The sequence below is a fragment of the Kitasatospora sp. CMC57 genome (genome assembly GCF_045866025.2).
In the GTDB taxonomy this organism is placed as follows: domain Bacteria; phylum Actinomycetota; class Actinomycetes; order Streptomycetales; family Streptomycetaceae; genus Kitasatospora.
On sequence record NZ_AP035881.2, the window covers coordinates 713,464 to 736,250 of the forward strand.

The 22,787-nt window shown below is 73.1% G+C and carries 21 protein-coding genes; 15 read left to right on the forward strand and 6 right to left on the reverse strand.

The window, feature by feature from the left end; translation table 11 throughout:
* Nucleotides 1-26 precede the first annotated feature (26 nt).
* A complete protein-coding gene (locus ACKUU6_RS03385) occupies nucleotides 27-1,256 on the reverse strand; it encodes an MFS transporter (RefSeq protein WP_407986917.1) in 1,230 nt (409 codons plus the stop codon).
* Between the two features lie 237 nt (nucleotides 1,257-1,493).
* On the opposite strand from ACKUU6_RS03385, the gene ACKUU6_RS03390 reads away from it, so the two are divergent.
* Nucleotides 1,494-2,267 (forward strand): DUF2278 family protein, encoded by a 774-nt coding sequence (locus ACKUU6_RS03390; protein WP_407986918.1) that lies wholly within the window; start codon nucleotides 1,494-1,496, stop codon nucleotides 2,265-2,267.
* A gap of 7 nt (nucleotides 2,268-2,274) precedes the next feature.
* On the opposite strand, the gene ACKUU6_RS03395 is transcribed toward ACKUU6_RS03390, so the two are convergent.
* Complete coding sequence (locus tag ACKUU6_RS03395) at nucleotides 2,275-2,967, reverse strand: HAD family hydrolase (RefSeq protein WP_407986919.1); 693 nt, start codon at nucleotides 2,965-2,967, stop codon at nucleotides 2,275-2,277.
* Between the two features lie 182 nt (nucleotides 2,968-3,149).
* Between ACKUU6_RS03395 and ACKUU6_RS03400 the strand changes: the two genes are divergently transcribed.
* On the forward strand, nucleotides 3,150-3,458 hold the full coding sequence (locus ACKUU6_RS03400; protein ID WP_407986920.1) for a hypothetical protein: 309 nt from the start codon (nucleotides 3,150-3,152) through the stop codon (nucleotides 3,456-3,458).
* Nucleotides 3,459-3,755: 297 nt separating this feature from the next.
* On the opposite strand, the gene ACKUU6_RS03405 is transcribed toward ACKUU6_RS03400, so the two are convergent.
* Entirely contained in the window at nucleotides 3,756-4,103 is a 348-nt protein-coding gene (locus tag ACKUU6_RS03405; protein WP_407986921.1) for a zinc ribbon domain-containing protein YjdM, read from the reverse strand.
* A 141-nt stretch (nucleotides 4,104-4,244) separates the two neighbouring features.
* On the opposite strand from ACKUU6_RS03405, the gene ACKUU6_RS03410 reads away from it, so the two are divergent.
* From ACKUU6_RS03410 to ACKUU6_RS03445, 8 genes are all read left to right on the forward strand, one after another.
* Nucleotides 4,245-5,243, forward strand: coding sequence for a GlxA family transcriptional regulator (locus ACKUU6_RS03410; protein WP_407986922.1), 999 nt, complete (start codon nucleotides 4,245-4,247; stop codon nucleotides 5,241-5,243).
* A gap of 86 nt (nucleotides 5,244-5,329) precedes the next feature.
* Nucleotides 5,330-6,082, forward strand: coding sequence for an MBL fold metallo-hydrolase (locus tag ACKUU6_RS03415; protein WP_407986923.1), 753 nt, complete (start codon nucleotides 5,330-5,332; stop codon nucleotides 6,080-6,082).
* 223 nt (nucleotides 6,083-6,305) lie between these two features.
* A complete protein-coding gene (locus ACKUU6_RS03420) occupies nucleotides 6,306-7,268 on the forward strand; it encodes a hypothetical protein (protein WP_407986924.1) in 963 nt (320 codons plus the stop codon).
* Between the two features lie 53 nt (nucleotides 7,269-7,321).
* Nucleotides 7,322-9,181 (forward strand): HSP90 family protein, encoded by a 1,860-nt coding sequence (locus ACKUU6_RS03425; protein ID WP_407986925.1) that lies wholly within the window; start codon nucleotides 7,322-7,324, stop codon nucleotides 9,179-9,181.
* On the forward strand, nucleotides 9,181-12,078 hold the full coding sequence (locus ACKUU6_RS03430; protein ID WP_407986926.1) for a hypothetical protein: 2,898 nt from the start codon (nucleotides 9,181-9,183) through the stop codon (nucleotides 12,076-12,078). The genes ACKUU6_RS03425 and ACKUU6_RS03430 overlap by 1 nt, the downstream gene beginning before the upstream one ends.
* Nucleotides 12,079-12,250: 172 nt before the next feature.
* The gene (locus ACKUU6_RS03435) at nucleotides 12,251-12,835 is read left to right on the forward strand and encodes a hypothetical protein (protein WP_407986927.1); all 585 of its coding nucleotides are present in this window, start codon (nucleotides 12,251-12,253) and stop codon (nucleotides 12,833-12,835) included.
* Entirely contained in the window at nucleotides 12,832-13,404 is a 573-nt protein-coding gene (locus tag ACKUU6_RS03440; RefSeq protein WP_407986928.1) for a copper resistance protein CopC, read from the forward strand. The genes ACKUU6_RS03435 and ACKUU6_RS03440 overlap by 4 nt, the downstream gene beginning before the upstream one ends.
* A gap of 58 nt (nucleotides 13,405-13,462) precedes the next feature.
* Nucleotides 13,463-13,693, forward strand: coding sequence for a hypothetical protein (locus ACKUU6_RS03445; RefSeq protein WP_407986930.1), 231 nt, complete (start codon nucleotides 13,463-13,465; stop codon nucleotides 13,691-13,693).
* Nucleotides 13,694-13,722: 29 nt separating this feature from the next.
* Here ACKUU6_RS03445 and ACKUU6_RS03450 read toward each other — a convergent pair whose 3' ends face one another.
* On the reverse strand, nucleotides 13,723-14,175 hold the full coding sequence (locus ACKUU6_RS03450) for a calmodulin-binding protein (protein WP_407986931.1): 453 nt from the start codon (nucleotides 14,173-14,175) through the stop codon (nucleotides 13,723-13,725).
* Between the two features lie 376 nt (nucleotides 14,176-14,551).
* The gene (locus ACKUU6_RS03455) at nucleotides 14,552-14,932 is read right to left on the reverse strand and encodes a winged helix-turn-helix transcriptional regulator (protein WP_407986932.1); all 381 of its coding nucleotides are present in this window, start codon (nucleotides 14,930-14,932) and stop codon (nucleotides 14,552-14,554) included.
* A gap of 108 nt (nucleotides 14,933-15,040) precedes the next feature.
* On the opposite strand from ACKUU6_RS03455, the gene ACKUU6_RS03460 reads away from it, so the two are divergent.
* Nucleotides 15,041-15,667 (forward strand): NAD(P)-dependent oxidoreductase, encoded by a 627-nt coding sequence (locus tag ACKUU6_RS03460; protein ID WP_407986933.1) that lies wholly within the window; start codon nucleotides 15,041-15,043, stop codon nucleotides 15,665-15,667.
* Nucleotides 15,668-15,698: 31 nt separating this feature from the next.
* Here ACKUU6_RS03460 and ACKUU6_RS03465 read toward each other — a convergent pair whose 3' ends face one another.
* Nucleotides 15,699-16,430, reverse strand: a complete 732-nt coding sequence (locus ACKUU6_RS03465) for an SDR family NAD(P)-dependent oxidoreductase (protein ID WP_407986934.1) — start codon at nucleotides 16,428-16,430, stop codon at nucleotides 15,699-15,701.
* 95 nt (nucleotides 16,431-16,525) lie between these two features.
* Between ACKUU6_RS03465 and ACKUU6_RS03470 the strand changes: the two genes are divergently transcribed.
* The 4 genes from ACKUU6_RS03470 (at nucleotide 16,526) to ACKUU6_RS03485 (ending at nucleotide 22,779) form a co-directional block, all read left to right on the forward strand.
* Nucleotides 16,526-17,389 carry a LysR family transcriptional regulator gene (locus ACKUU6_RS03470; protein WP_407986935.1) on the forward strand — a complete coding sequence of 288 codons (864 nt, stop codon included), beginning with the start codon at nucleotides 16,526-16,528 and terminating at the stop codon, nucleotides 17,387-17,389.
* A gap of 250 nt (nucleotides 17,390-17,639) precedes the next feature.
* On the forward strand, nucleotides 17,640-18,521 hold the full coding sequence (locus ACKUU6_RS03475; protein WP_407986936.1) for a GNAT family N-acetyltransferase: 882 nt from the start codon (nucleotides 17,640-17,642) through the stop codon (nucleotides 18,519-18,521).
* 151 nt (nucleotides 18,522-18,672) lie between these two features.
* Nucleotides 18,673-19,683: a LacI family DNA-binding transcriptional regulator gene (locus ACKUU6_RS03480; protein ID WP_407986937.1), complete on the forward strand. Its 1,011-nt coding sequence runs from the start codon at nucleotides 18,673-18,675 to the stop codon at nucleotides 19,681-19,683.
* 180 nt (nucleotides 19,684-19,863) lie between these two features.
* Nucleotides 19,864-22,779: a polysaccharide lyase family 8 super-sandwich domain-containing protein gene (locus tag ACKUU6_RS03485; RefSeq protein WP_407986938.1), complete on the forward strand. Its 2,916-nt coding sequence runs from the start codon at nucleotides 19,864-19,866 to the stop codon at nucleotides 22,777-22,779.
* Nucleotides 22,780-22,787 lie beyond the last annotated feature (8 nt).

Sequence of the window (22,787 nt, forward strand, 5' to 3'; positions counted from 1 at the left end):
CGCCGGGCATTCTCGAAGAAGCTCCGTCAGTGGGTCGGCGCTATTCTGAGCGCTGCCGCGCGGCGCAGGAGCAGCAGGGGGGTCGCCAGCAGAAGCACCCCGGCCAGGCCGATGGCCGTGCGCGGGCCGAGCAGTCCTCCGAGCACGCCCCAGAGGGCCGTCAGGAGCGCGGTCGAGGCCTTGGTGGTCACCGCCCAGGCGGAGAGGGTACGGGTGACCCGGTCGGTCGCCGTGCGCTCCAGGCGGTGGGTGGCCTGGACGGGGTTGAAGACCCCGCAGCAGAAGATCAGGCCGAGTTCGACGCCGATCACCAGCAGCAGCCCGCCGGTACCGGGACCAACGAAGGCCAGGCCGACCGGCCAGACCGCGCGCAGCACCCCGCTCGTCACCAGCACCTGGTGCTGCCCGAAGCGGGTGACCAGTGGCCCGGCCAACCGCGACCCGAGCAGTCCGCCGATCGCCGGGGCGGCGAAGGCCAGGCCGTACTGCCAGGGGGCGAAGCCGAGCGGGCCGAGCATCAGGACGGCCAGCAGCGGCCCGGAGGCCATCACCAGGCCGTTGAACAGGGCGGTGTTGAAGAACAGCGGCCGCAGCGCCGGGTCGGCGAGGATGTACCGCCAACCGTCCAGCAGGTCACCGGCCCGCAGGCGGGTGGTCTCCCCGCGCTCGGACTGCGGCTCACCTCCGCCGATCGCGCAGAGGCCCAGGGCGGAGAGCAGGTAGCTGGCCGCGTCGGCCGCCACCGTGGCCACCGGGCCGAGGAGGGCGATCATCACACCGCCCAGCGGCGGGCCGACGACCGTGGTCGTCCAGGCCGTGGACTCGAACCGGGCGTTGGCGACGAGCAGGTCCCCGGCCGGCAACAGCGTCTTCAGGTAGGCGCCGGAGGCTGCCCGGAAGGTGATGTCGGCCGCCGAGACGACGACCGACACCAGCAGGAGCTGCAGGAAGGTGAGCAGACCGAACGCGAACGCGGCGGGGATCGTCAGCAGCGCCGCGAACCGCACCAGGTCCGCCGCGATCAGCACCGGCCGCTTGCGGCGGAACTCCAGCCACGGGCCGAGCGGCACAGCGGCGGCCGCGCCCACCGCAGCCCCGACGGAGGCGAGCGCGGCGACCTCGACCGGGCCCGAGTGCAGCTCCTGGATCGCGATCAGCGGGAAGGCGCCGAACGCCAGCCAGGTGCCGAGCGCGCTGGTCCCGTACGCCTTCCAGAGCCACCCGAACCGCCGCCCCAGCCTGCGCCCGCTCCCCATGCCCGACGCCCTCCGCCGCTCAGCCGCACCACCGATCCGCCACCGGAAGCATCGAAGCGAGCACCGTATCCCCCAGGACCGACAACGCGGGGAGGCAACCCCGGCCGGGGCGTCCCGCATGATTACCGTCGGGCCGGACGGGAGCTTTCCGGCCTGACGGCCGCCTCCGCGCCACCCTCACCTCGACCTCTGCGGCCGTCGGCTGCGCCTCGGCCGGGGGGAGCGGAGAGTGGAGGTATGGCTCTTCCGAACTACGGGGTCGCGATCGGTACCCTGCACGACTTCTCCCGCGACCCGATCCACGACTTCGGCCAGTGGTACCACGGCCATCTCTTCCTGCAGACCCCCGTCGGCGTGTACCAGTCCGCGCTGGACGTGGACGCTCCCGGCAGCGTGGGGGTCAGCTACCGGTTGGTGGACGACCTGCGCGGTGCCGACATCGCGGCCCTCCGGGTCCGGCCGGACGGCTTCCACCCGCTCCTCCCCACCCCCGGCTCCGGCGCCCTCGACTACGTCCGCAGCCCGCTGCTGCGCAACCGTCTCTGGTTCGAGTGGCTCGCCGCCGCGACCGGCCTGGCCCACCGCGTGATCGCCCCGCACCCGCCGGGCAGCCCGATGTTCAACCCCGATCTGGCCGACACCCTGGCCGGATTCGTCCAGGGACTGCGCCACCGGATCACCGGCATCGACGGACTCGACTGGGTCCACCCGCACCTGCGGTTCTTCCCATGGATCGCCAGCGACGGCGACAACGCCCTGGACGTCCTGGTCCCGCAGCTCGAAGCCGCCGCCCGCATCTACGTGTTCGGCCAGAGCTTCACCACCGGCCTCGGTGTCCACGACGTCCACCTCAACCAGGGCGACCCGCCGAACACCCAGTGGTACCTCACCGACGGCATCTGGCAGGACGGCGCGGTGCTCTGCGAGCGCCCCGACGGCCAAGTGGTCGTCTGGCAGATCAAGTTCAACACCCAGACCCTCGACACCGACGCGGCCGGGCACCCTCACTAGCGCGGTACTACCCGAGCAGCTCCAGAACCGGCGCGAGACCGGACGGGCGCTGCTCGACCGGCAGGTGGTCGACGAAGTGCACCGGGCAGCCCAGGGCCGCCGCACCACCGTCCGCCGTACGGTCGTCGCCGACCATCAGGACGTCCGCCGGAGCCAGGCCGAGTGCCTCGCAGGCCGCCCGGAAGATCACCGGGTCGGGCTTCTGGACGCCCAGCTCGAAGGAGAGCAGGTAGGCGTCGACCAGCTCGTCCAGACCGTGGGCGCGGAAGACCGGCCGCAGGTCCCAGCCGATGTTGCTGACCACGGCAACCGGGACGCCCCTGCGCCGCAGTTCGCGCAGCGTCGGCTCCACGTCCGGGTACGGTCGCCAGGCGGCGGGCGTCCGGTGGCGGTCGTAGAGCGCCTGCTCCAGATCCGCCGTGGGCAGACCGGCCTCCCGGAGCAGCCCGAGGTAGGCGGCGCGGTGCTGATCGGCGCTCAAGTCCCGGTCGTGCCAGAGCCCTTCGAGGTGCGCGGGCAGGTGCAGCGGAGCCGCGCCGCCCGGCAGCGCCCCCCACTCCGTCAGGCGCCGCGCCCACTCCGCGAACTCCTCGTCACCCAGCGACGTACCGGTCTCGGCCAGGATCGCCGCGAGCCACTCCTCGGTCGACTCGATGCGCAGCAGGGTCCCGGAGAAGTCGAACATCACGCCCTTGATCATGCTGCGATCATAGAACGCCGTCCGGCGTGCAGGGTGGTGGCCCGGAGCCGCACGTGCTCTCAAACCGGCGGCGGCAGCGGGCCCTTGAACGGGATCGCGCCCCCCACAACGGTCAGGACGGGGTAAAGGTCGGCTGCGGAGGCAACGGCGGCAGCGGGAAGGTGGTGACCGGGGCCGGCAGGGTGACGCAGCCCGACCAGACCGGGTACTGGCCCGGCGGACAGGTGGCGGGCCGTACCGGCAGGGTCGGCTCCGGTCGCGGCGGCGGGGTCGGCTGGGGCGGCCGGGTGGCCGACGGCTTCGCCGACACCGCCTTGGCAGGCGTGGGCGGGGCCGGCGAGGTCTGGGCCGGTGTCGGGGAGGGCGAATCGGCCGAGGGAGTCGCCGGTGCCGGAGACTCCGCCGACGGCGTCGGCGACGCCGGTTCGGCGGACGGAGCACCGGCCGGGGCGGACGGCGACGTAGCCGGCACCGCCGGGGCGGCCCCGTGAGAGCCCGTCAGGAGCATCCCGCCGGCCAGGGCGAAGACCAGGAGACAGACGCCCCCGGATATGCCGAGCAGGAGCCTGCGGCCCTGCGCCGCCTTCGCCGCGCGCTGCTCGTCCGTCAGCTGGACGGCGTCCTGCTCCGCCGCCTGCCCGGCCGTCTGCTCCGGCTCCATGCCGTGATTCATCCGTGCCCGCCCTGCCCTCGCCGATCCCGCTGTTCGATCGTTCGACCTGGGCGGATGCTAGCAGCGGCGCCGACTCCCCCTGCCGGGCCGGTCCGCGAGGGACACCGACCGCTCGTCAGGCTTTCTTCACCACGCTCGACTTCAGCTGCATCGGACCGAAGCCGTCCACCTTGCAGTCGATGTCGTGGCCGTCCACCCCGTCGACCAGCCGGATGTTGCGGACCTTGGTGCCCGCCTTGATCCCCGACGGGCTGCCCTTGACCTTGAGCGCCTTGACCACGGTCACCGTGTCGCCGTCGGAGAGCACGTTGCCGACCGCGTCCTTCACCACCCGCTCGGCCGGGCCCGCACCGTCCCCGTCCGGGGCCCACTCGTGGCCACACTCCGGACAGACCATCAGGGCGTCCATCTCGTAGGTGTACTCGCCGGAGCACTTCGGGCACGCGGGCAGGTTCTCGCTCATCCGTCCAGAATATCCGAGCCCGCCCTCATCCCCGACCGCCGAACCCGCGAAACCGCAGGTGAAAGCGGTCCTGCGGCCGATGGCAGGATCTTGCAGGAACAGGTCATTGCGGACGGCGCACCATCGGGAGAGGCTGTGGCCATGAACTCCTCAGCCGCCTTGGCACACCTGGTCGTGATCCCGGTCTTCGCCGGCGTCAACGCCCTGGACGTGACCGGACCGGCCGAGGTGTTCACGCTGGCCGGCCAGCTGCTGCCGGCCGGGCGGCCCGGGTACCAGGTGCGCGTGGTCGCCGAGCGACCCGGGCCGGTGGCGACCTCCTCCGGGGTCCCGCTGTACGCCGGGGAGTCGTTCCGGGAACGGCCGGAGCGGCCCGACACCCTGCTGGTGCCGGGGCGGGTCGACGTCGGCCCGGACGGTCCGGTGCCCCGGGTGGACGAGGCGGTGGCGGCCTGGCTCCGTGAGGTCGGGCCCGAGGTCGGACGGGTGGCCTCCGCCTGCGCGGGCGCGCACCTGACGGCCGCCGCCGGGCTGCTCGACGGCCACCGCGCCGCCACCCACTGGGCCACCGCCGAACGTCTGGCCGCCGACCACCCGGAGGTCGAGGTCGAGGCGGACCCCATCTTCGTCCGCTCGGGCCGGATGTGGAGCAGCGCGGGAATGACCGCCTCGCTCGACCTGGCCCTGGCCCTGGTGGCGGAGGACCACGGCAACGACCTCGCCCTCGAGGTTGCCCGGATCATGGTGATGTACCTCCAACGTCCGGGAAGTCAGAGCCAGTTCAGTGTCCCGCTGTCCCAGCAGGCCGGCACCCGGGAGGATGTCGGCGAGCTGCGCCGGTGGATCGGCGAGCACCCCGACGCCGACCTGTCGGTGCCCGCGCTGGCGTCCCGACTCGGTTTGAGCGAACGGCACTTCGCGCGGGTGTTCCAGACCGAGACCGGTACGACCCCGGGTGCGTTCGTCGAGCGGACCCGGCTGGAGGCGGCGCGCCGGCTGCTGGAGCGGTCGGACCACCTGCTGGAGGAGGTGAGCCGCCGCTCCGGATTCGGCTCGGTCGAGACCCTGCACCGCGTCTTCCGCGACCGCCTCGGCACCAGCCCCGGCGAGTACCGCCGCCGCTTCCCTGCCGCCCGCTAGACCCCCTGATCCTCCACCTAGCCGCCGACGCCACACCCCGGCGACGCCGGTCAACCCAGCACGCCCGCACCCGAGGAGAACCAGCCTTGAAGATCACCGTCACGCACATCGGCACCGCGACCGCCCTGCTGGAGATCGCTGGCCTGCGCCTGCTCACCGACCCGGCCTTCGACGCCGCCCCGGCGGAGTACCGGCGCGGCCCCGTCGTCCTGCGGAGCACCGCCGGGCCCGCCCTGGCAGCGAGCGAACTTCCGCCGTTCGACGCCGTGTTGCTCAGCCACGACGAGCACCCGGACAACCTGGATGTCACCGGCCGCACCCTGCTGGCGGACCATCCCGTGTTCACCACGGTCAGCGGCGCGGGCCGACTGGGCGGCCGGGCCGTCGGCCTCTCCCCGTGGGAGACCCGCACCCTGACGGTCGGTGAGCACACCCTGCGGATCACCGGCACCCCCTGCCAGCACGGCCCGGTGGGCGACGTGACCGGCTACGTCATCGAGGTGCCGGGCGAGCAGGAGGCCGTCTACGTCTCGGGCGACACGGTCCACTTCCCCGAGCTGGACGAGATCGGCCGCCGCTTCTCGATCGGTACCGCCGTGCTGCACCTGGGCGCGGCCCGGGTGGCGGCCTTCAGCGACGAACTGGTCACCATGGACGGAGCCCAGGGCGCCGCCCTGACGCGCTCGCTCGGGGCTCGGCGGGTCGTCCCCCTCCACTATGCCTCCTGGGAGCACTTCACCGAGGGCCGGGCGGAGATCGACGCCCGGTTCGCCGAGGCCGGGCTGGCGGACCGGCTGCACTGGCTGACCCCGGGTACCCCTGAGGTGGTGGGCGACTGACCCTGCCTGACCCGTGCTCACCTGCCGGTACGTCCGATCCGGGACGTACCGGCACCAATCGTTCCGCTGGCCCCGGCGGGCTCGGCTCCCGCCGGACCAGCCGTCAGTTCGACCAGTGATAATCCGTTGAACACACAGCGCTCGGGGCGATAGGTACTCCCTATCCAGGATGGTCCCTCGGGCTGCCTGCGGAGTCCGCGAACAAAGGTGAGAGGGCCGTACCATGACGTTCTTCCGGTGGAGGTCGCGCGACCGGAGCGTGCCGCCCGCGGTCGATCCCGCCTGCGACAACGAGACCCTGGCGCTGATGATCCGCCAGGCCGGGGCCGGCGACTGGCCGGGCCTGCGCGCGGGCCTCACCGCGATCCAGGACCAGTCCGAGCTGACCTGGATGCTGGCGGGCGTGTCGGAGGTCGGCGGGGTCGAGGAGTGGATCCCCGAGGCGGTGGCCGGCGAACCCGACTCGGCGCTGCCGCTGCTGCTCTCCGGCGCCCGGCAGGTGGCGTGGGCCTGGGAGGCCAGGACCAGGGCCCGGGCGCAGCATGTCTCCGAGGAGCAGTGGAAGGTGTTCGGGCAGCGCCTGGAGCTGGCCGAGCAGCAGCTGTTCGAGGTGGCCGAACGCGAGCCGGAGTGGCTCGCGCCCTGGTACTTCCTGCAGATCAGCGGCCGGGGCGCGTCGCTGGACAAGGAGGCGGGCCGGATCCGCTTCGAGGCGGCGCTCCGACGTCACCCCGGACACTTGGGCTCGCACAAGCAGCGGCTCCAGCAGCTCTGCGCCAAGTGGGGCGGCTCGCACCGGCAGATGCACGAGTTCGCCCGCAGCTCGATGCTGGCCGCGCCGCCCGGCAGCCCGCTCGGCGAGCTGGTCGCGCTCGGTCACCTGGAGCACTGGCTCGACCTGCCGTCCGGCACCGACCACGCCTACCTGACCAGCCCGGACGTGCTGGCGGAGCTGCACGAGGCGCTCGGGCGCTCGATCATGCACCCCGACTACGTGCGGTCGGCGGGCTGGAAGTCCGCGTTCAACACCTTCGCCATGGTGTTCGCCCTGGTGGGCGAGAAGTGGACCGCCCGGCAGCTGTTCGAGGCCATCGACGGCACGGTCACCAGCTCGCCCTGGCAGTACCTGAACGGCGACGACCCCGCCGCGTCGTTCACCGCGCTCCGGGACCGCTGCGCGAAGTAGCCCCGCCGTCCGCCTCCCTGACCCACCCGCACCGACCGAAAGAGCCCGTACCGGTGTCCTCTTCCGAAAGCCCCACGGCCGCCCACACCTTCCAGGTGGACCTGCGCGGCCTGGTGGACCTTCTCTCGCACCACCTCTACTCCAGCCCCCGGGTCTACCTGCGCGAGCTCCTGCAGAACGCGGTGGACGCGATCTCCGCCCGCCAGGCGCTCGACCCGGCCTCGCCCGCCACCATCACCGTGGTCGCCGACGGCAGGCTGTCGGTCACCGACACCGGGGTCGGCCTCACCGAGGCCGACGTGCACACCTTCCTGGCCACCATCGGCCGCAGCTCCAAGCGGGACGCCGACGGGCGGCTGGACGGGGCCGGGCTGGCCTCCGCGCGCGGGGACTTCATCGGTCAGTTCGGCATCGGTCTGCTGGCCTGCTTCGTGGTGGCCGACGAGATCACCGTGGTCACCCGGTCCGCCGCCGCACCGGACGCCCCGGTGATCGAGTGGCGCGGCAGCTCGGACGGCCGGTACACCATCACCACCCTGCCGGCCTCGGCGAAGGCCGAGCCCGGCACCACCGTCACCCTGGTCCCGCGCGCCGACGCCGCCGAGTGGACCAGGGCCGACAAGGTGGTCGAACTCGCCCGGCACTACGGGAGCCTGCTGCGCCGTCAGGTCACCGTCGTCGACGGCCGGGGCGCCGCCACCACGGTCAACGTGACCGCGCCCTGGGCCGCCAAGCACGGCTCCCCGGTGGCCCGCCGCGATGCGCTGACCGCCTACTGCCGCTCGACCTTCGACTTCACCCCGCTGGACACCATCGAGCTCGACCTCCCGCTGGTCGGCCTGCGCGGCGCCGCGTACGTGCTGCCCGACGCCGTGCCGCCGTCCCGCCGGGCCGGCCACCGGGTGCACCTCAAGGGCATGCTGGTCTCCGACCAGGCCGACGAACTCCTGCCGGACTGGGCCTTCTTCGTCCGCTGCGTGGTGGACGCCGACAGCCTGCGGCCGACCGCCTCCCGCGAGGGCCTGTACGCGGACGAGACGCTGGCCGCCGTCCGGGACGCGCTCGGCGCCCGGATCAGGGACTGGCTGACCGGCCTGTCCGCCAGCGACCCGGCCCTGCTGCACCGCTTCATCAGCGTGCACCACCTGGCCGTCAAGTCCCTTGCCAGGCACGATGACGAGCTGCTCCGGATGCTGCTGCCCTGGCTCCCGTTCGAGACCACCGACGGCAACGTCACGCTGGACGAGTTCGCCCGGACCCACCCGGTGATCCTGGTGGCCCGTACCGTCGAGGAGTTCCGCCAGGTCGCCCCGATCGCGGGTGCGGCCGGGCTCGGCGTGGTCAACGGCGGGTACACCTACGACCGTGACCTGGTGCACCGGCTCCCGGAGATCCGGCCCGGCAGCTCGGTGGCCGACCTCGACCCCGGCACGGTGACCGCGCACCTGGACACCGTCGCGCCGGAGGCCGAACTGGCCGCGGCCGGCTTCCTGGCGATCGCCCGCGAGGTGGTCGGCCGGTTCGACTGCGACGTCGCGCTCCGCAGCTTCCACCCGGCCAGCGCCCCCGCCCTGCTACTGGACAACCGGGAGGCCAGGCACGAACGCACCCGGGCCCAACTGGCGGACGATGCCGACGGGTTGTGGGCCGACATCCTCGGCTCGCTGCGGGCCGAGGTGCCGCGCGCCCAGCTGGTGCTGAACCACCTCAACCCGCTGGTCCGCCGGGCCGCCTCGATCGGCCACCGGGATCTGGTGGTGACGGCCGTCGAGGCCCTGTACGGACAGGCCGTGCTGCTCACCCGCCGCCCGCTGCGGGCCAGCGAGAGCGCGCTGCTCAACCGGTCGTTCATCAGCCTGCTCGACCACGCCATGCTCGGCCACGAGGCGACCGCACCGCAGGAGGAGTCGTGATGCTGGACACACAGGACGCCGTACTGGAGGCCCTGCGGGCCAACGACGGCCAGCCGTACGGACGGCCCCGCACAGTCACCGCCGAGGAACTCGTCGCGGCGGCGGAGCAGTTCGACGACACCTCGCTGCTGATCGCCGCCCTGCTCGACCTGATGGAGGCATACGAGTACGACGGCGAGCAGCGCAAGTCGCCGGTGGTCTTCGCCCGGATCCTGCAGCTCTGGGACAAGGACCCGGAGGAGTTCGGCGAGTGGGCCACCCGGCAGGTCTTCTGGCGGTTCAAGTGGGTGGCCGCCGCCCTGCTGAGCGTTCCCGACGTTCCGTTGGCGGCCGTCCGGCGCTGGCACACCGAGATGCGCGACCGCTACCGGGCCGCCGGGCACGCGCTCCAGCCGTACTACGCCCAGCGGTTCCACCTCGCGGCGCACCTCGGGGAGGACCGCCCCGAGGACTTCGAGCTGTGGGCCGGGCGGGGCCGGACCTCGTTCAGCGACTGCCCGGCCTGCGAGATCAGGGCGCAGGCGATCCACCACGCGCACGGCGGGGACGACGCCCGGGCGCTGGAGGTCTGGCAGCCGGTCTTCGACGGCCACCGCACCTGCGCCGAGGAGCCGTACACCAGCCACGCGCACGCCCTGCTGCCGCTGCTGCGGCAGGGCAGGACCGAGGAGGCGGTCTCCAGCCACCTGGTCGGCTACCGGTTCGCCCGGGGCAAGTCCAGCACGGCCGAACAGATCGGCCTGCACCTGGAGTTCTGCGCGCTGTCCGGCAACGAGGCCCGCGGTCTGGAGATCCTGGCCGAGAACCGCGACCTGTTCGACGGCCACGGCGACCCGTTGGCCCGGCTGGAGTTCCTGGTCGGGGTCGAGCTGCTGACCGCCGGGCTGGCCGACCGCGGGCACCGGGAGCTGGACGTCAGCGGACCGCCCGGGAGGAACTGGACGGTCGGCACGCTGCTGGCCCACGTCCGGTCCGAGGCGAGCGAGTTGGCGGACCGCTTCGATGCCCGCAACGGCACCGACGCGGTCGGCGCCCGGCGTCGGCGGCGGCTGGCCCAGCGGCCGCTACTGGCCGAACCGCTCGCCCTCGGGGTCAGGGCCGCCGCAGTGCAGGCGGCGGCACCGGTCGCCCCGGCCGACCGCCCGCCGGTGGAACCGCTCCCCGAGGACCTCCGGGGCCTGGTGCTGCGGGCCCGCGCGCTGCGTACCACCGGGCACCCCGATAGCGACGTGCTGTGGCACCGGGTCGGCGAACTGATCGGCGCCGAGGGGTACGTCCACACCGAGGACCCCGAAATCGGCTCGCTGGACTGCCTGTTGGCAGAGGTCGCGCTGCAACGGGCCTTCGACGCCACCGAGCAGGACGACCTCGAGCTCGCACGGGACGAGATCACCAGGGCACGGGCCCGGTTCGAGGCGGCCGGGCAACCGGACCAGGAGCTGGCCGTACGGGCCCGGCTGCTGGTGCTGGGCCTGGAGCAGGACGGCTGGGCCGCCGACTGGACCGCCCTGGACGCCGTGCTCGCCGAGAGCGAGGAACTGCGGGCCGCCGACCCGGAGGCCCCGGCCGAGGGCCACCTGACCGTACTCCAGTGCCACGCCCTGGCGGTGCACCGCGAGTTGACCTCGGCCCTGCCCGATCCGGCACCGGAGCTGACCCGACGGTTCGACGCCGTCATGGCCCGCTACCGCCGGGAGAGCGCCGCCCACGGCAACAGCCGCCGGGTGGCTACCTCGCACCAGTACGTCGCCGACGCGCACGCCCGGCAGGGGCTGACCGACTCCGCCGAGACCGAGCTACGGACGGCCAAGGACCTCATTGAGGAGGCCGAACTCCCCTGGCTGGCACCCCGGGTACTGGTCCAGCTGGCTCAGCTCGGCTTCCTGCGCGGCGAGCCCGGCGACGGCGTCCCGCTGCTGCACCGGGCGCTCTCCGAGGCGGCCCGCTGGGGCGAGACCTCCTTCCCGTACGGGCCGACGTACGCGCTGCTCGGGCACGCGTGCAAGCATCTCGGTGATACCGGCGGCGCGATCCGAGCGCTCTCCGAGGCCGCCGCCAGGTTCGACCGGGCCGAGGACGGCACGGAGGCCGCCCAGGTCCGGCTGCAGCTGGCCGAGGCACTGCGGGAGAGCGGGCGACTGCCCGACGCGGTCGCCGTCCTGGAGTCGGTGCTGCTCGCGTCCGACGTCGCTGACCTGGACGAGCGGCTGCGAGCACAGGTGCGACTCGACCTGGCCCGTGGGCTGTTCACGCTGGGCGAGCACCGCGCGGCGGCCGAGGAGTACCTCGGTCTGGCCGACGCGGTGGCCGGCTGGGAGGACCAGGACACCCACACCATGGTCGCCGGGGAGGCGACCGTCGCCCTGGCGGAGGCCGGTCTCTGGGAGGCCGCGGGCACCGCCCTGGAGCGCACCCTCGCCTCCCACCGGACGGCACCGAGGACCGAACAGGTCCTGGCCGTGCTGCGCGAGTTCGCCCGGCTCACGGTGGCGGCCCAGGGCCAGGACGGGCTGCCCGCCGCGCTGGAGCGGCTGGCCGAGGCCGAGCGGGTGCGCGAGCAGGCCGGGCAGGACGGCGAGGAGCTGCCGTTCTGGCAGCTGGACGCCGCCCTGCACTACGAGCGGGCCCGGGTGAACGCGATGGCCGATCAGGGCGAACCGGCCCTCGCCGCAGCCGAACTGGCGATCGCCGCCTACCAGGAGGGCGGCGCCGAAGGCGCCTCGGCGCGAGCCGAGGCGGTCCGGCTGGCCGCCCTGATCGAGGGGCGCACGCTCGGGCGCACGGACGCGGCCAGGGCGCGCCTGGCGGACGGCATCCAGCGCTGCGAGCAGGCCGGACTGGCCGAGGAGGCAAGTGAGTTGGCGGCCGTACGGGACCGGCTGGCCGAGTCCTCCTGACGTCCGCTCCGACACCGAAGGTCCGTACCCCTCCGGGTACGGACCTTCGTGCTGTCAAGGGCCGGAGCCTGGGGACATCTGCGCACTCTGGAAGAAGTTTCGGGTGGTCCGACCTGGGCAGCATGGTGCCCCAGAAGCGGGTGCCCCCTCGCATCGCCGTACCGGAGGTCCCATGACCGAGCTGCTCAAGCCAGCCGTTGCCGTACGCCCCAGAGGACTTCTGGACCAGTTGAACGGGCCGCACCACCGGGCCTCCCTCAACGTCTTCCTGTTCATCGTCCTCGCGCACTGGGCCGAACACCTCACCCAGGCGTACCAGATCTGGATGCTCGGCTGGCCGGTGCCCAAGTCGAAGGGCATGCTCGGTCTCGCCTACCCCTGGCTGGTCACCTCCGAGTGGATGCACTACGGCTACGCGGTGATCATGCTGATCGGCCTGTTCACGCTGCGCCGGGGCTTCGTCGGCCGGGGCCGGACCTGGTGGACCACGGCGCTGGTGATCCAGTTCTGGCACCACATCGAGCACCTGCTGCTCTTCGTCCAGGCGCAGAGCGGGCACTTCCTGTTCGGCAAGGCGGTGCCCACCAGCGTGCTCCAACTCGTTTTCCCCCGTGTGGAGTTGCACCTGTTCTACAACACCGTGGTGTTCCTGCCGATGGTGATCGCGATGTACCTGCACCTGCGGCCGAGCGCCGCTGAGGCGGCCGAGTCCAGCTGCAGCTGCCAGTCGGTCGAACGCCAACTGGCTGACGCGTGACCGTCGTTCCGGAGGGCCCGCCCCGGTCGCGCGGACCGGTGCGGGCCTTCCAGTTCCGGATGGGCGCCGGGCTCGGCCTGCTGGTCCTGGTGCTGCTCTCGCTGGCCTGGCTGAGCTCGGCGGAGCCCGTCCGGCTTTCCGTGGCGGCCCCCGCCGACGGCACGGCGGTCGCGGCGGCGCCCGGCGAGGTGGTGCTCACCTTCGGCGGCGAGAAGGGGATCGAGTCGGTCTTCCTGCGGGTGGCCGCCGAGGGCGGCCCGGAGGTCAACCGGGGCCCGGCCCGGGTGGAAGGACGCCGGGTGGTGGCCCCCGTCCGGATCACCGGCCCAGGCACCTATCTGACCACCTACCGCCTCACCCTGACCGGCGGCGGTGAGGTCTCCGGCGTGACCGCCTTCAGCGTAGGGCCGCCCGCCAGCGCCCCGGCCGCCCAGAACGAGTCGTCCCCGGCGGCGCACGACCACGGTTTCGAGGGCCCGTTCAACATGGCGCTGCTCGCCGTGGACGCCGTACTGGTGGTCGGCTCCCTGCTGCTGGTGCTCCGCCGCCCGCGCCGCCGGACACCCTGAACCCCACCCCGGGGGCACAAACACCCCTCCTCGCGCCCCGCCAGAGCTCCACTACTCCGTGTGCAGCACCTTGGCGATGGTCAGCCGCGCCGCCGCCCGAGCCGGGACGAACGCACCGAGCACCGCGATCACGACCCCCCGCCACGGCGAGCAGCGCGAGCTGAGGCAGGTGCCGGACGTCCTTCATCCCGGCCGGGAAGTCCACCGCTCCGACGTGGTCGACCAGCACCCGGTGCGCGACCGTCCCAAGCGGGATGCCGAGCAGTCCGGCCAGCAGACCGAGCCATAAGAGGCCGCACCCCGCCTGGCGGGTACGCCTTACGGCGCGGTGATCTCGCGCGTCAGCTTCGACTGCCACGGGCACCAGGTCGAGGCGGGCAGCAGCGCGCCGCCGACCTCGTTGAGGTGCTCGTCGACGTAGGCGATGCTCGCGTCGCACACCTCCATCGCCATGCCGAAGAAGGAGACCGAGTTCGGTGCGATCTGGTACTTCCAGGGCGAGTTGTAGAAGGCCGGGGTCTTCACGACCTTGCCCATGACGCCGACGTTCTCGGTCTCCACGCCGCTCAGGATGTTCCGGGCCTGCTGGATCTTGGCCGAGTCGGTGAGCTTGAAGACGAAGGTGTCCGTGCCGTCGGTGAACTCGAAGTACGCGGACGAGGACGTGGTCGCCGTCGTCGGCTGCTGCACGGCCTCGGCGGGCTGCGCCAGTGCCAGCGCGAACATCGAAACCGCCGCGACACTGCCGAACTTGGTGATGGTACGTCGCATTTCCGATACCTCCGGTCTCTGCGGGCCGTGGGGCCACGACCCGTCTGCAACGACCGTAAGCAGCCGGACACCCGAAATGGACGGCGGTCGCCCAGGAGTGCCCGCGAGGACACTTCGTGACCGCCCTATCGGGTCATCGGTGCCGTCGTGGCCCGGACACCTCCTCCTGTCTCCGATGACCCGTCAGCCGCATATCACAGCAGGTCAACCACCATGCGGGTGCCGCCGGATCGACGCCGACCCAAATTACCTCGAAGGCTACCCGGGGCTCCCCGAAGAGTGCCCGATAGGGCTGATTCGGCCCGACGGACCGGAAAGTCAGGAACTGACGAAACCTCAGCACGTTGTCATACGTACGGAGTTCGCCGACGAAGTGTCAGCCGGCCTTGTGGAGCTGCCCGGTCGCCGCTTCACGTGCGTCGATCAGCTCGTCCCAGTGCACCCTGGCCCACTCGCACGCGGTGTCCATCGGCCCCAACAGGCTGCGTCCGAGCGCAGTCAACTCGTACTCGACCCGGCGCACTTGGCCCGGCACCTCGCTCCGGACGATCAGCCCGTCGCGCTCCAGCACGCGCAGCGAACTGGTCAGCACCTTGGCGGTGATCCCGCGCAGCGGCACCCGCAGCTCGGAGAACCGTCGCGGACCGTCCTCCAGGCAGCGGATGACCATCCCGCCCCATTTGTCGCCGAACCTGATCGGAGACAGGTCGGACGGGCAGACCGGGTCGAACATCTCGGGGTCCAGTGGCTCTCGCATCAAGCCAGGCTAGCCCTCGGCCAGGAGGTATCCCGGAGGTAACCAGCACCGGGACTACCTTTCCTGACGAGTCGCCGACCGGGCGGCCACCGACGGAAGGACCTCCCCATGAGCAGCATCATCGTCTTCGGCGCGGCAGGCCGGGCCGGGCGCGCGATCACCGCCGAGGCCCGCCTGCGCGGCCACCGGGTCACCGCCGTGGTCCGCGACCCCGGCGCCCACCCGGAGACGGCCACCGAGGGCGGCCTGACCGCCGGTGACGTGACCGACCCCGCCGTGATCGCCCGGCTGGCGGCCGCTCACGACGTCGCGGTGGTCGCGGCGTACGCCCCCGTGCCCGACTTCTTCGCCACCGCGTCGGCGGCCCTGGTCGAGGGGCTGACCAGCGTCGGCGTTCCCCGCCTGCTCTCGGTCGGCCTGGCCTCCGTACTCCCGACCGCCTCGGGCGCGCTGCTGATGGACACCCCGGGCTACCCGCAGGAGTACCGCGAGTTCTACCTCTCGCACGCCGCCGGCACCGAGGTGCTGCGCGCCGCCCCCGACGCCCTCGACTGGCTGGTGGTCGGCCCCTCCGGCGACTTCGACCACCAGGGCACCCGCACCGGCCGCTACAGCCTGGCCCCGGCCGACGCCGCGGACCGGATCTCCTACCCCGACCTGGCCGTGGCCCTCCTGGACGAGATCGACCGGCCGACCCACCACCGGACGCACCTCGGTGTCCGTAGCGCGGACTGACTGCGTCGGCGGCTGCCGACTGCTGTGCCGTTCACCAGGGCACGACGCCCGCTTCGTCGAAGAACCTGCCGGTCGGCCCGTCGTCGGGCAGGGTCGCGAGCCTGACGGCGATCGCGGCACCCTGCTGGGGCGTCCGCACGCCGCGGAAGCCGTTGAGGTCGGTCGCGACGTAGCCGGGGCAGGCGGCGTTGATCAGGATGTTGGTACCGCGCAGCTCCCGGACGTACTGGAGGGTGACGGCGTTCAGGAAGCTCTTCGACGGCGAGTACGCCGCGGCCACCGGACCGATCGTCTGGTCGGAGGCGGCCTCCGACTGCCGGGTCAGGGAGCCGACCGTACTGGACATGTTGACGATCCGCGGCGACGCGGAGCGGCGCAGCAGCGGCAGCATCGCGTTGGTGACGCGGATGACTCCGATCACGTTGGTCTCCACGACGGTTCGGAGGGTGGCCGGATCGACCCGGGTGGGCTCCTGCGGCATGCCGCCGGTGATGGCGGCGTTGTTGACGAGGGCGTCGAGGCGCCCGGCCTGATCCTCGATCAGCTGTGCGGCCGCCGTCGCGCTCGCGTCGTCGGTCACGTCCAGTGGTACGCCGAACGCGTCGACGCCGGCCGCGCGCAGCTTCGCGACCGCGTCCGCACGGCGCTGCTCGTCGCGGGCGCCGACGCCGACGCTCCAGCCGAGGGCGCCCAGGCCCGCCGCGATCTCGTAACCAATTCCCTTGTTGGCGCCGGTGATCAGCGCAATCCTTCGTTCGCTCATGGGGATCATGCTGCCTGCGCAACCCGACCGGGGTCCAAGACCGATCGGGTGCCCGGCGATACCGCCCGGGTATTGATCCGGGGTAGCGTGCCCGCATGGAGACCCGGGAACTGCGCTATTTCGTCGCCGTCGCCGAAGAGCTGCACTTCGGGCGCGCCGCCCAGCGGCTCGGGATCGCGCAGCCGCCCCTGTCACGGGCGATCCAGCAGCTCGAACGCCGGCTCGGGGCCCCGCTGCTGGACCGGACCAGCCGTACCGTCACGCTGACCGAGGCAGGCTCGGTGCTCTTGGTCGAGGGCCGGGCCGCCCTCGACGCGGTCGACGCCGCCGAGCGGCGGACCCGCCGCGCGGCTCTCTCGGCGACCGGTGGTCCGGCCCTGGTCCTGGTCACCAAGGCCAGCGCGTCCCGGGAACTGCTGGCGAAGCTCCTCGACGCGTACGCCGCCGAACCCGGCGCTGTCCCCGTCGACGTCATCCTGTGCGGTCCGGCCGAGCAGGAACGACTCCTGCGGGAGGGTCGGGCGGACGTGGCGCTGCTGCACCGGCCGTTCGACTCGACGGCCGGCTTCGACACCGAGGAGCTCAGCACCGAGGGCCAGGTCGCGATCCTGCCGGCCGGGCATCCGCTCACCGCCCGGACTCACGTGCAGATGGCCGACATCACCGGGCTGCCGGGCCTCCCGCTGCCGCGCTGGCCCTGCCGCGACGGCAGCTACCCGCCCGGCCCCGGCCCGCAGGTCCGCGACCACACCCAGTTGCTGCAACTCGTCTCGCTGGGCCGGGCCTGCGCGGTCTCACCCGAGTCGTGCCGGGCCCAACTGCCCGACGACCTCGCCGCCGTGCCCGTCCTGGACGCACCGGTGGTCACCACCGTCATCGCCTGGCCCCGGCAGAGCCGCTCCAGGGCCGTCGCCGACCTGGTCCGAACCGCGACCCGGCTCCAGCAGGTCCACCGGTGACGGTCTCAGATCGGCACGCGGCCGAGCAACCGTGTTGGTCGCGACCGTCGCTGAGTGGCTGTCACCGCACGCTCGCACCGGCCGTGCGTTAATCCTTTGCCGAGAGCCGATGGCCCCGCTAGGCTCCGCCAGCCGTACCGGACGCCCCGGACCGGCGCCGTCGACAAGGAGGTGTGGAGCACATGCGCAGGAGTGCCCAGCAGTTGAGTCCGCGTACCGACCACCGCCACCTCCTCACGACGGAGCCACCTTGTCGTCTCGCATCACCCCACTGACCGACCCCGATCACGGCGCGAACAGCCGGCGCCTTGCCTGGCTGGCGTCCGACGCCGACTCCATCCCCGTCGGGACCGCCTTCCTACGCCTGTTCGACAGTCCCGGACAGGCGCACCTGGCCGAACTGACCCTCCAGGTCCATCCGGCGGAGCGACGCCGGCACGTCGGCTCGCAGCTCCTCGACGCCGCCGTGGCCGCCGCCCGGGACAACGCCCGCCGCTGCGTCATCGCGCAGGCCGAGGCCGGAGCCCCCGGCGACCGGTTCCTGGTGGCGCGCGGTTTCCGGAAGGTCCTCACGCTGAGGTACTCCCGCCTGCCACTGGCCGAGGTGGACACCACCGCCCTCGCCGAGATCATCGAGCGTCCGCATCCCGGCTACCGGCTGGCGGCGTGGCAGGGAACCGTCCCCGACGAGCTCGCCGAAACGTTCGCCGCCTCACGTCGCGCCATGGACGACATGCCCATGGAGGACACCGACTACGGCGCCGTGGTCTGGGACGTCGACCGGGTCCGGGCTGCGGCGAAGGCCGTCGAACGGCGCGGCGACCAGCTGCACACGGTCGTCGCCCTCGACACCTCCGACGGCTCGATCGCCGGATTCACGGAGCTCGTCGTTCCCGGCACCGGCACGGGTGACGGCCAGCACTACGGCACCGGCGTGCTGCCCGAGCACCGTGGACACGGCCTCGGCCGCTGGATGAAGGCCGAGTCGATCCGCCAGGCCCATGAGCGGCATCCGGGCCTCGGTGGCCTCCTGACCGACACCGCCGACAGCAACCGGCACATGCGACACATCAACGACGCCCTCGGCTACACACCCACGCACACGACGCACCAGCACCAGCTGGACCTCTGACGGCCACCGGACGGGCCGGCCCCGGACCGTACCTCGTCCGGCCCGCCGGCCCTCTCGGCACACGCCCGCCCGCCCCCGCGCTCCGCCACCCGCCGAACGGGTAGCCTGGCGGCCCGGATCGGGGATCTGCCACTGCTGAACGGGGTCGGACGTGGGCGTGACGCTGGGCGACGTGGCCCGGGAGGCCGGGGTGTCGCTGGCCACCGCCTCCCGGGCCCTGAACGGCTCGGCCCGGACGGTCCGTCCGGACCTGGCCGAACGGGTCAGGGCCTGCGCGGCCGCGCTCGGCTACCTGCCGAACGCCCCGGCGCAGGCCCTGGCCCGCTCCGCCACCGCCACCGTCGGGGTGCTGCTGCACGACGTGGCGGACCCCTACTTCGCCGCGCTGGCCCGGGGGGCCTGCGACGCGGCCGTGGCCGCCGGGCTGCTGCCCCTGGTGGTCAACACCGACGGTGACCCGGCCACCGAACTGCGCGGCGTCCGCCTGCTGCACGCCCAGCGGGTCCGCGCCATCATCCTGGCCGGCTCCGGCTACACCGACCCGGCGGCGGCCGCCCGGCTGGACGCGGCGCTCGCCGAGTACCGGGCCACCGGCGGTTCGGTGGCGGCCGTCACCGACCACGGTCCGGGGTACCACACCGTCCGTCCCGCGAACCGGTCCGGCGCCGCCGAGCTGACCCGGGCCCTGCTCGCGCTCGGCCACCGGGAGTTCGCCGTGATCACCGGACCGGCCCGGCTGCGGGTGCCCGGCGAACGCCTCGCCGGAGTCCGGGACGCCCTGGCCGAGGCCGGGGTCAGGCTGACCGAACTCGCCGTGGTGAGCGCCGAGTTCAGCCGGGAGGGCGGCCGCCGAGCGATGGCCGCCCTGCTCGACGGGCCCCGGCCGACCTCCGTACTGGCACTCTCGGACGTCTGTGCGGTGGGCGCGCTGGCCGAGCTCCGGGCCCGTGGACTCAGGGTGCCGGACCAGGTCTCGGTGGCCGGGTTCGACGACATCCCGCTCGCGGAGGACCTGAGCCGGCCGCTGAGCACCGTCCGGCTGCCGCTGGCCCGGATGGGCGCCGAGGCCGTACGGCTGGCGCTCGGGCCGGCCGAGCCGTGCACCGTCGAGCTGCCGGTCGAGGTCGTCCTGCGCGGGACCACCGGGGCACCCCCGCCCTGAGGCCGCCGCACTTCGCCACACTGCGACCGTTACCGTCCTGGCCGTTGACTCCCCGTCGGGAAAGCGCTTACCGTCGTGCCGCCCGGAGCGGAACGGCTCCGACCGGGCGCCGCCGCGCCTCCCCCACGGCGCCCAGCGGCCAGCTCGCCGCGTCCGGACCCGCTCCGGCCAGGAGGCCCCATGAACGCCGTGCCGTCCAGCCCGCTGCTCTCCCGCCGCCGGGTGCTCCAACTCGCTGTCGGGTCGGTCACCTTGGGCACCGTCCTGCTCACCGCCGCCCCGGCCGGGGCCGCCGCCGACGCGTACGACACGCTCCGGCTGCGCTGGCGCGACCTGCTCACCGGCACCGGCTTCGACCCCGCCGCCGAGCCGTACGCGACCACCCTGCGCGGGCTCGGCGACCGGGCCAGGACGCAGTACGGCACGATGGCACCCGCCACCGGCTCGCTCTGGCCCGACCTGCCGCTCGGCACCGCCTCCGCCAACATCACCGGCAGCTACCTGCGCCTGCGCACCATGGCCCTGGCCTGGGCCCAGCCCGGCACCGGCCTGACCGGCGATCCCGCCCTGGCCACCGCCGTCGTGACCGGCCTGGACCACCTGTACGCCAACGCCTACACCCCGACCGCCACCGCCTACGGCAACTGGTGGGACTGGCAGATCGGTTCGCCGCAGGCCCTGCTGGACACCTGCGTCCTGGTGTACGGCCGCCTGACGGCCACTCAGCTCACCGGCTACCTCGCCGCCGTCGACCACGCCGTCCCCGGCTCCCGGCTGACCTCCTACAGCGGCACCAGCACCGGCGCCAACCGGGTCGACCTGTGCCGGGTGATCGCCCTGTGCGGCGTGCTCGGCCGCAGCTCGGCCCAGCTCGCCGCCGCCTCCACCGCGCTCTCCCCGGTCTTCCCGTACGTGCTCAGCGGTGACGGCCTGTACACCGACGGCTCGTTCATCCAGCACACCTGGGTGCCGTACACCGGCTCGTACGGTGAGGTGTTGCTCGGCGGCCTGAGCAAGCTGTTCGCGCTGCTCGCGGGCTCCGCCTGGCAGGTCTCCGACCCGCAGCGGCAGAACGTCTTCGACGCCGTCGCCAACGCCTGGGCGCCGTTCCTCTACAACGGCCTGGTGATGGACTCGGTCGGCGGACGCTCCGTCAGCCGGGGCCGCCAGTCCACCGACCTGCTCCAGCTCCAGCAGGACGACCACACCCGGGGTCACACCATCCTCGGCCACATCCTCCGGCTGGCCGACTCGGGTGCCGCCCCCGCCGCCCAGTCCGCCGGGTGGCGGACCGCCGTGAAGGGCTGGATCTCCCGGGACCACTACCGCCCCTACCTCTCCAACGCCTACCTGGACGTCCCCGAACTCGCTCGCGCACAGGCCCTGTTGTCCGACTCCTCGGTGACCGCCACGCCTGAACCGGCCGGTGCCCAGGTTTTCGCGATGGACCGCGCGGTGGTCCGCCGGACCGGCTGGGCCGCCTCGCTGAGCCTCTGTTCGGCGCGCACCACCTTCTACGAGACCGGCAACGGCGAACACCTGCGGGGCTGGCACACCAACAGTGGCCTGCTCGCCTGGTGGGGCGCCGACTACGGCAACGGCCAGTACTCCGACGCCTTCTGGCCCACCGTGGACCCGTACCGACTGCCGGGCACCACCGTCTCCACCAAGCCGCTGGCGGACGCGGCGGGCGGCGCCTGGGGTGCGACGCGGCCGGACAACGTCTGGGCGGGCGGCGCCACCGACGGCACCTACGCTGCGGTCGGGCAGGACCTGCGCGGTCTCTCCTCCACCCTCGCCGGCCGCAAGTCCTGGTTCCTGCTGGACGATTCGGTGCTCTGCCTGGGTGCGGGCATCAGCTGCGGCGACGGTGTCCCGGTGGAGACCACGGTCGAGAACCGCAACCTCGGCCCCACCGGAACCCACGGCCTGACCGTGGACGGCACCCTCCAGCCCGCCACCCTCGGCTGGTCGCAGCAGTTCACCAGCGCCCGGTCGGTCGCGATCTCCGGCTTCGGCGGCTACGTCCTCCCGGCCGGCACCACGCTGCACGCCAAGCGGGACGCCCGCACCGGCAGTTGGCACGACATCAACACCAACGGGACCACCGAGCAGCTGACCCGCCGCTATCTGACGCTCTGGTTCGACCACGGCACCGACCCGGCCGGCGCGGCGTACGAGTACCTGCTGATGCCGGGCGCGACGGCCGCCACGGCCGCCGCCCGGGCCGCCGCTCCCACGGCCACCGTGCTGGCCAACTCGCCCTCCGTCCAAGCCGTTTCGGATGCCGCCTCCGGCGTCACGGCGGCCAACTTCTTCGCCGCCGGAACAGCGGGGCCGATCACAGCCTCCGCGCCCTGCTCGGTCCTGCTCCGGGAGTCCGGCGGGGTGCTGACGGTCACCGTCGCCGACCCGTCCCGGCTCGCGGCCACCGTGACCGTCACCCTCGCCAGCCCCGGCTGGACCTCGGCCGATCCCTCCCCCGGCGTCAACGTCCTCTCCCTCTCCGGCACCGTCACCCTCCTGGTGGAGACCGGCGGCACCCAGGGCGCCGGCCGCACCGTCACGCTGCGGAAGACCGGTACCACTCCGTCCGCCACCGCAACCGTCCTCGCACCGCTGCGGGACGCCTACGTCCGCGACGGCTCGTACGCCGACACCGCGTACGGCACCGCCACCACGCTGACCGTCAAGAACACCAACTCCTCGGCCAGCGGCTTCAGTCGACGCGCCCTGCTCGCCTTCGACACCTCCGCCGTCCCGGGCACCGTCCGCCGCGCCGTCCTCTGGGTGCACGGCGCCGTCGCCGACTCCGGCGGCACCCAGACCACCGTCCAGGCCTTCACCACCGCCGCCACCCCCTGGACCGAACCCACCCTCACGTGGAACAGCGCCCCGGCCCCTGGCACCCCCCTCGGCACCGGCCGCCTCTCCACCACCCCCGACTGGACCGCCCTCGACGTCACCGCCGCCCTCACCGGCCCCGCCACCACCCTCACCGTGTGGCAGCCGCTCGGCACGGTCGGTCTCGCCGTCAACCTCACCAGCCGCGAGAACCCGACGCACCAGCCGTTCCTGGAGGTCATCAGCTCCTGACACCACCC

Bases quoted from the DNA above. Each gene is read 5' to 3' on its own strand.
- ACKUU6_RS03460 (WP_407986933.1), top strand. From the start codon at position 15,041: ATGAGCAGCATCATCGTCTTCGGCGCGGCAGGCCGGGCCGGGCGCGCG.
- ACKUU6_RS03435 (WP_407986927.1), top strand. From the start codon at position 12,251: ATGACCGAGCTGCTCAAGCCAGCCGTTGCCGTACGCCCCAGAGGACTT.
- ACKUU6_RS03450 (WP_407986931.1), bottom strand. From the start codon at position 14,175: ATGCGACGTACCATCACCAAGTTCGGCAGTGTCGCGGCGGTTTCGATG.
- ACKUU6_RS03405 (WP_407986921.1), bottom strand. From the start codon at position 4,103: ATGAGCGAGAACCTGCCCGCGTGCCCGAAGTGCTCCGGCGAGTACACC.
- ACKUU6_RS03420 (WP_407986924.1), top strand. From the start codon at position 6,306: ATGACGTTCTTCCGGTGGAGGTCGCGCGACCGGAGCGTGCCGCCCGCG.
- ACKUU6_RS03385 (WP_407986917.1), bottom strand. From the start codon at position 1,256: ATGGGGAGCGGGCGCAGGCTGGGGCGGCGGTTCGGGTGGCTCTGGAAG.
- ACKUU6_RS03430 (WP_407986926.1), top strand. From the start codon at position 9,181: ATGCTGGACACACAGGACGCCGTACTGGAGGCCCTGCGGGCCAACGAC.
- ACKUU6_RS03395 (WP_407986919.1), bottom strand. From the start codon at position 2,967: ATGATCAAGGGCGTGATGTTCGACTTCTCCGGGACCCTGCTGCGCATC.
- ACKUU6_RS03470 (WP_407986935.1), top strand. From the start codon at position 16,526: ATGGAGACCCGGGAACTGCGCTATTTCGTCGCCGTCGCCGAAGAGCTG.
- ACKUU6_RS03485 (WP_407986938.1), top strand. From the start codon at position 19,864: ATGAACGCCGTGCCGTCCAGCCCGCTGCTCTCCCGCCGCCGGGTGCTC.
- ACKUU6_RS03455 (WP_407986932.1), bottom strand. From the start codon at position 14,932: ATGCGAGAGCCACTGGACCCCGAGATGTTCGACCCGGTCTGCCCGTCC.
- ACKUU6_RS03465 (WP_407986934.1), bottom strand. From the start codon at position 16,430: ATGAGCGAACGAAGGATTGCGCTGATCACCGGCGCCAACAAGGGAATT.
- ACKUU6_RS03410 (WP_407986922.1), top strand. From the start codon at position 4,245: ATGAACTCCTCAGCCGCCTTGGCACACCTGGTCGTGATCCCGGTCTTC.
- ACKUU6_RS03390 (WP_407986918.1), top strand. From the start codon at position 1,494: ATGGCTCTTCCGAACTACGGGGTCGCGATCGGTACCCTGCACGACTTC.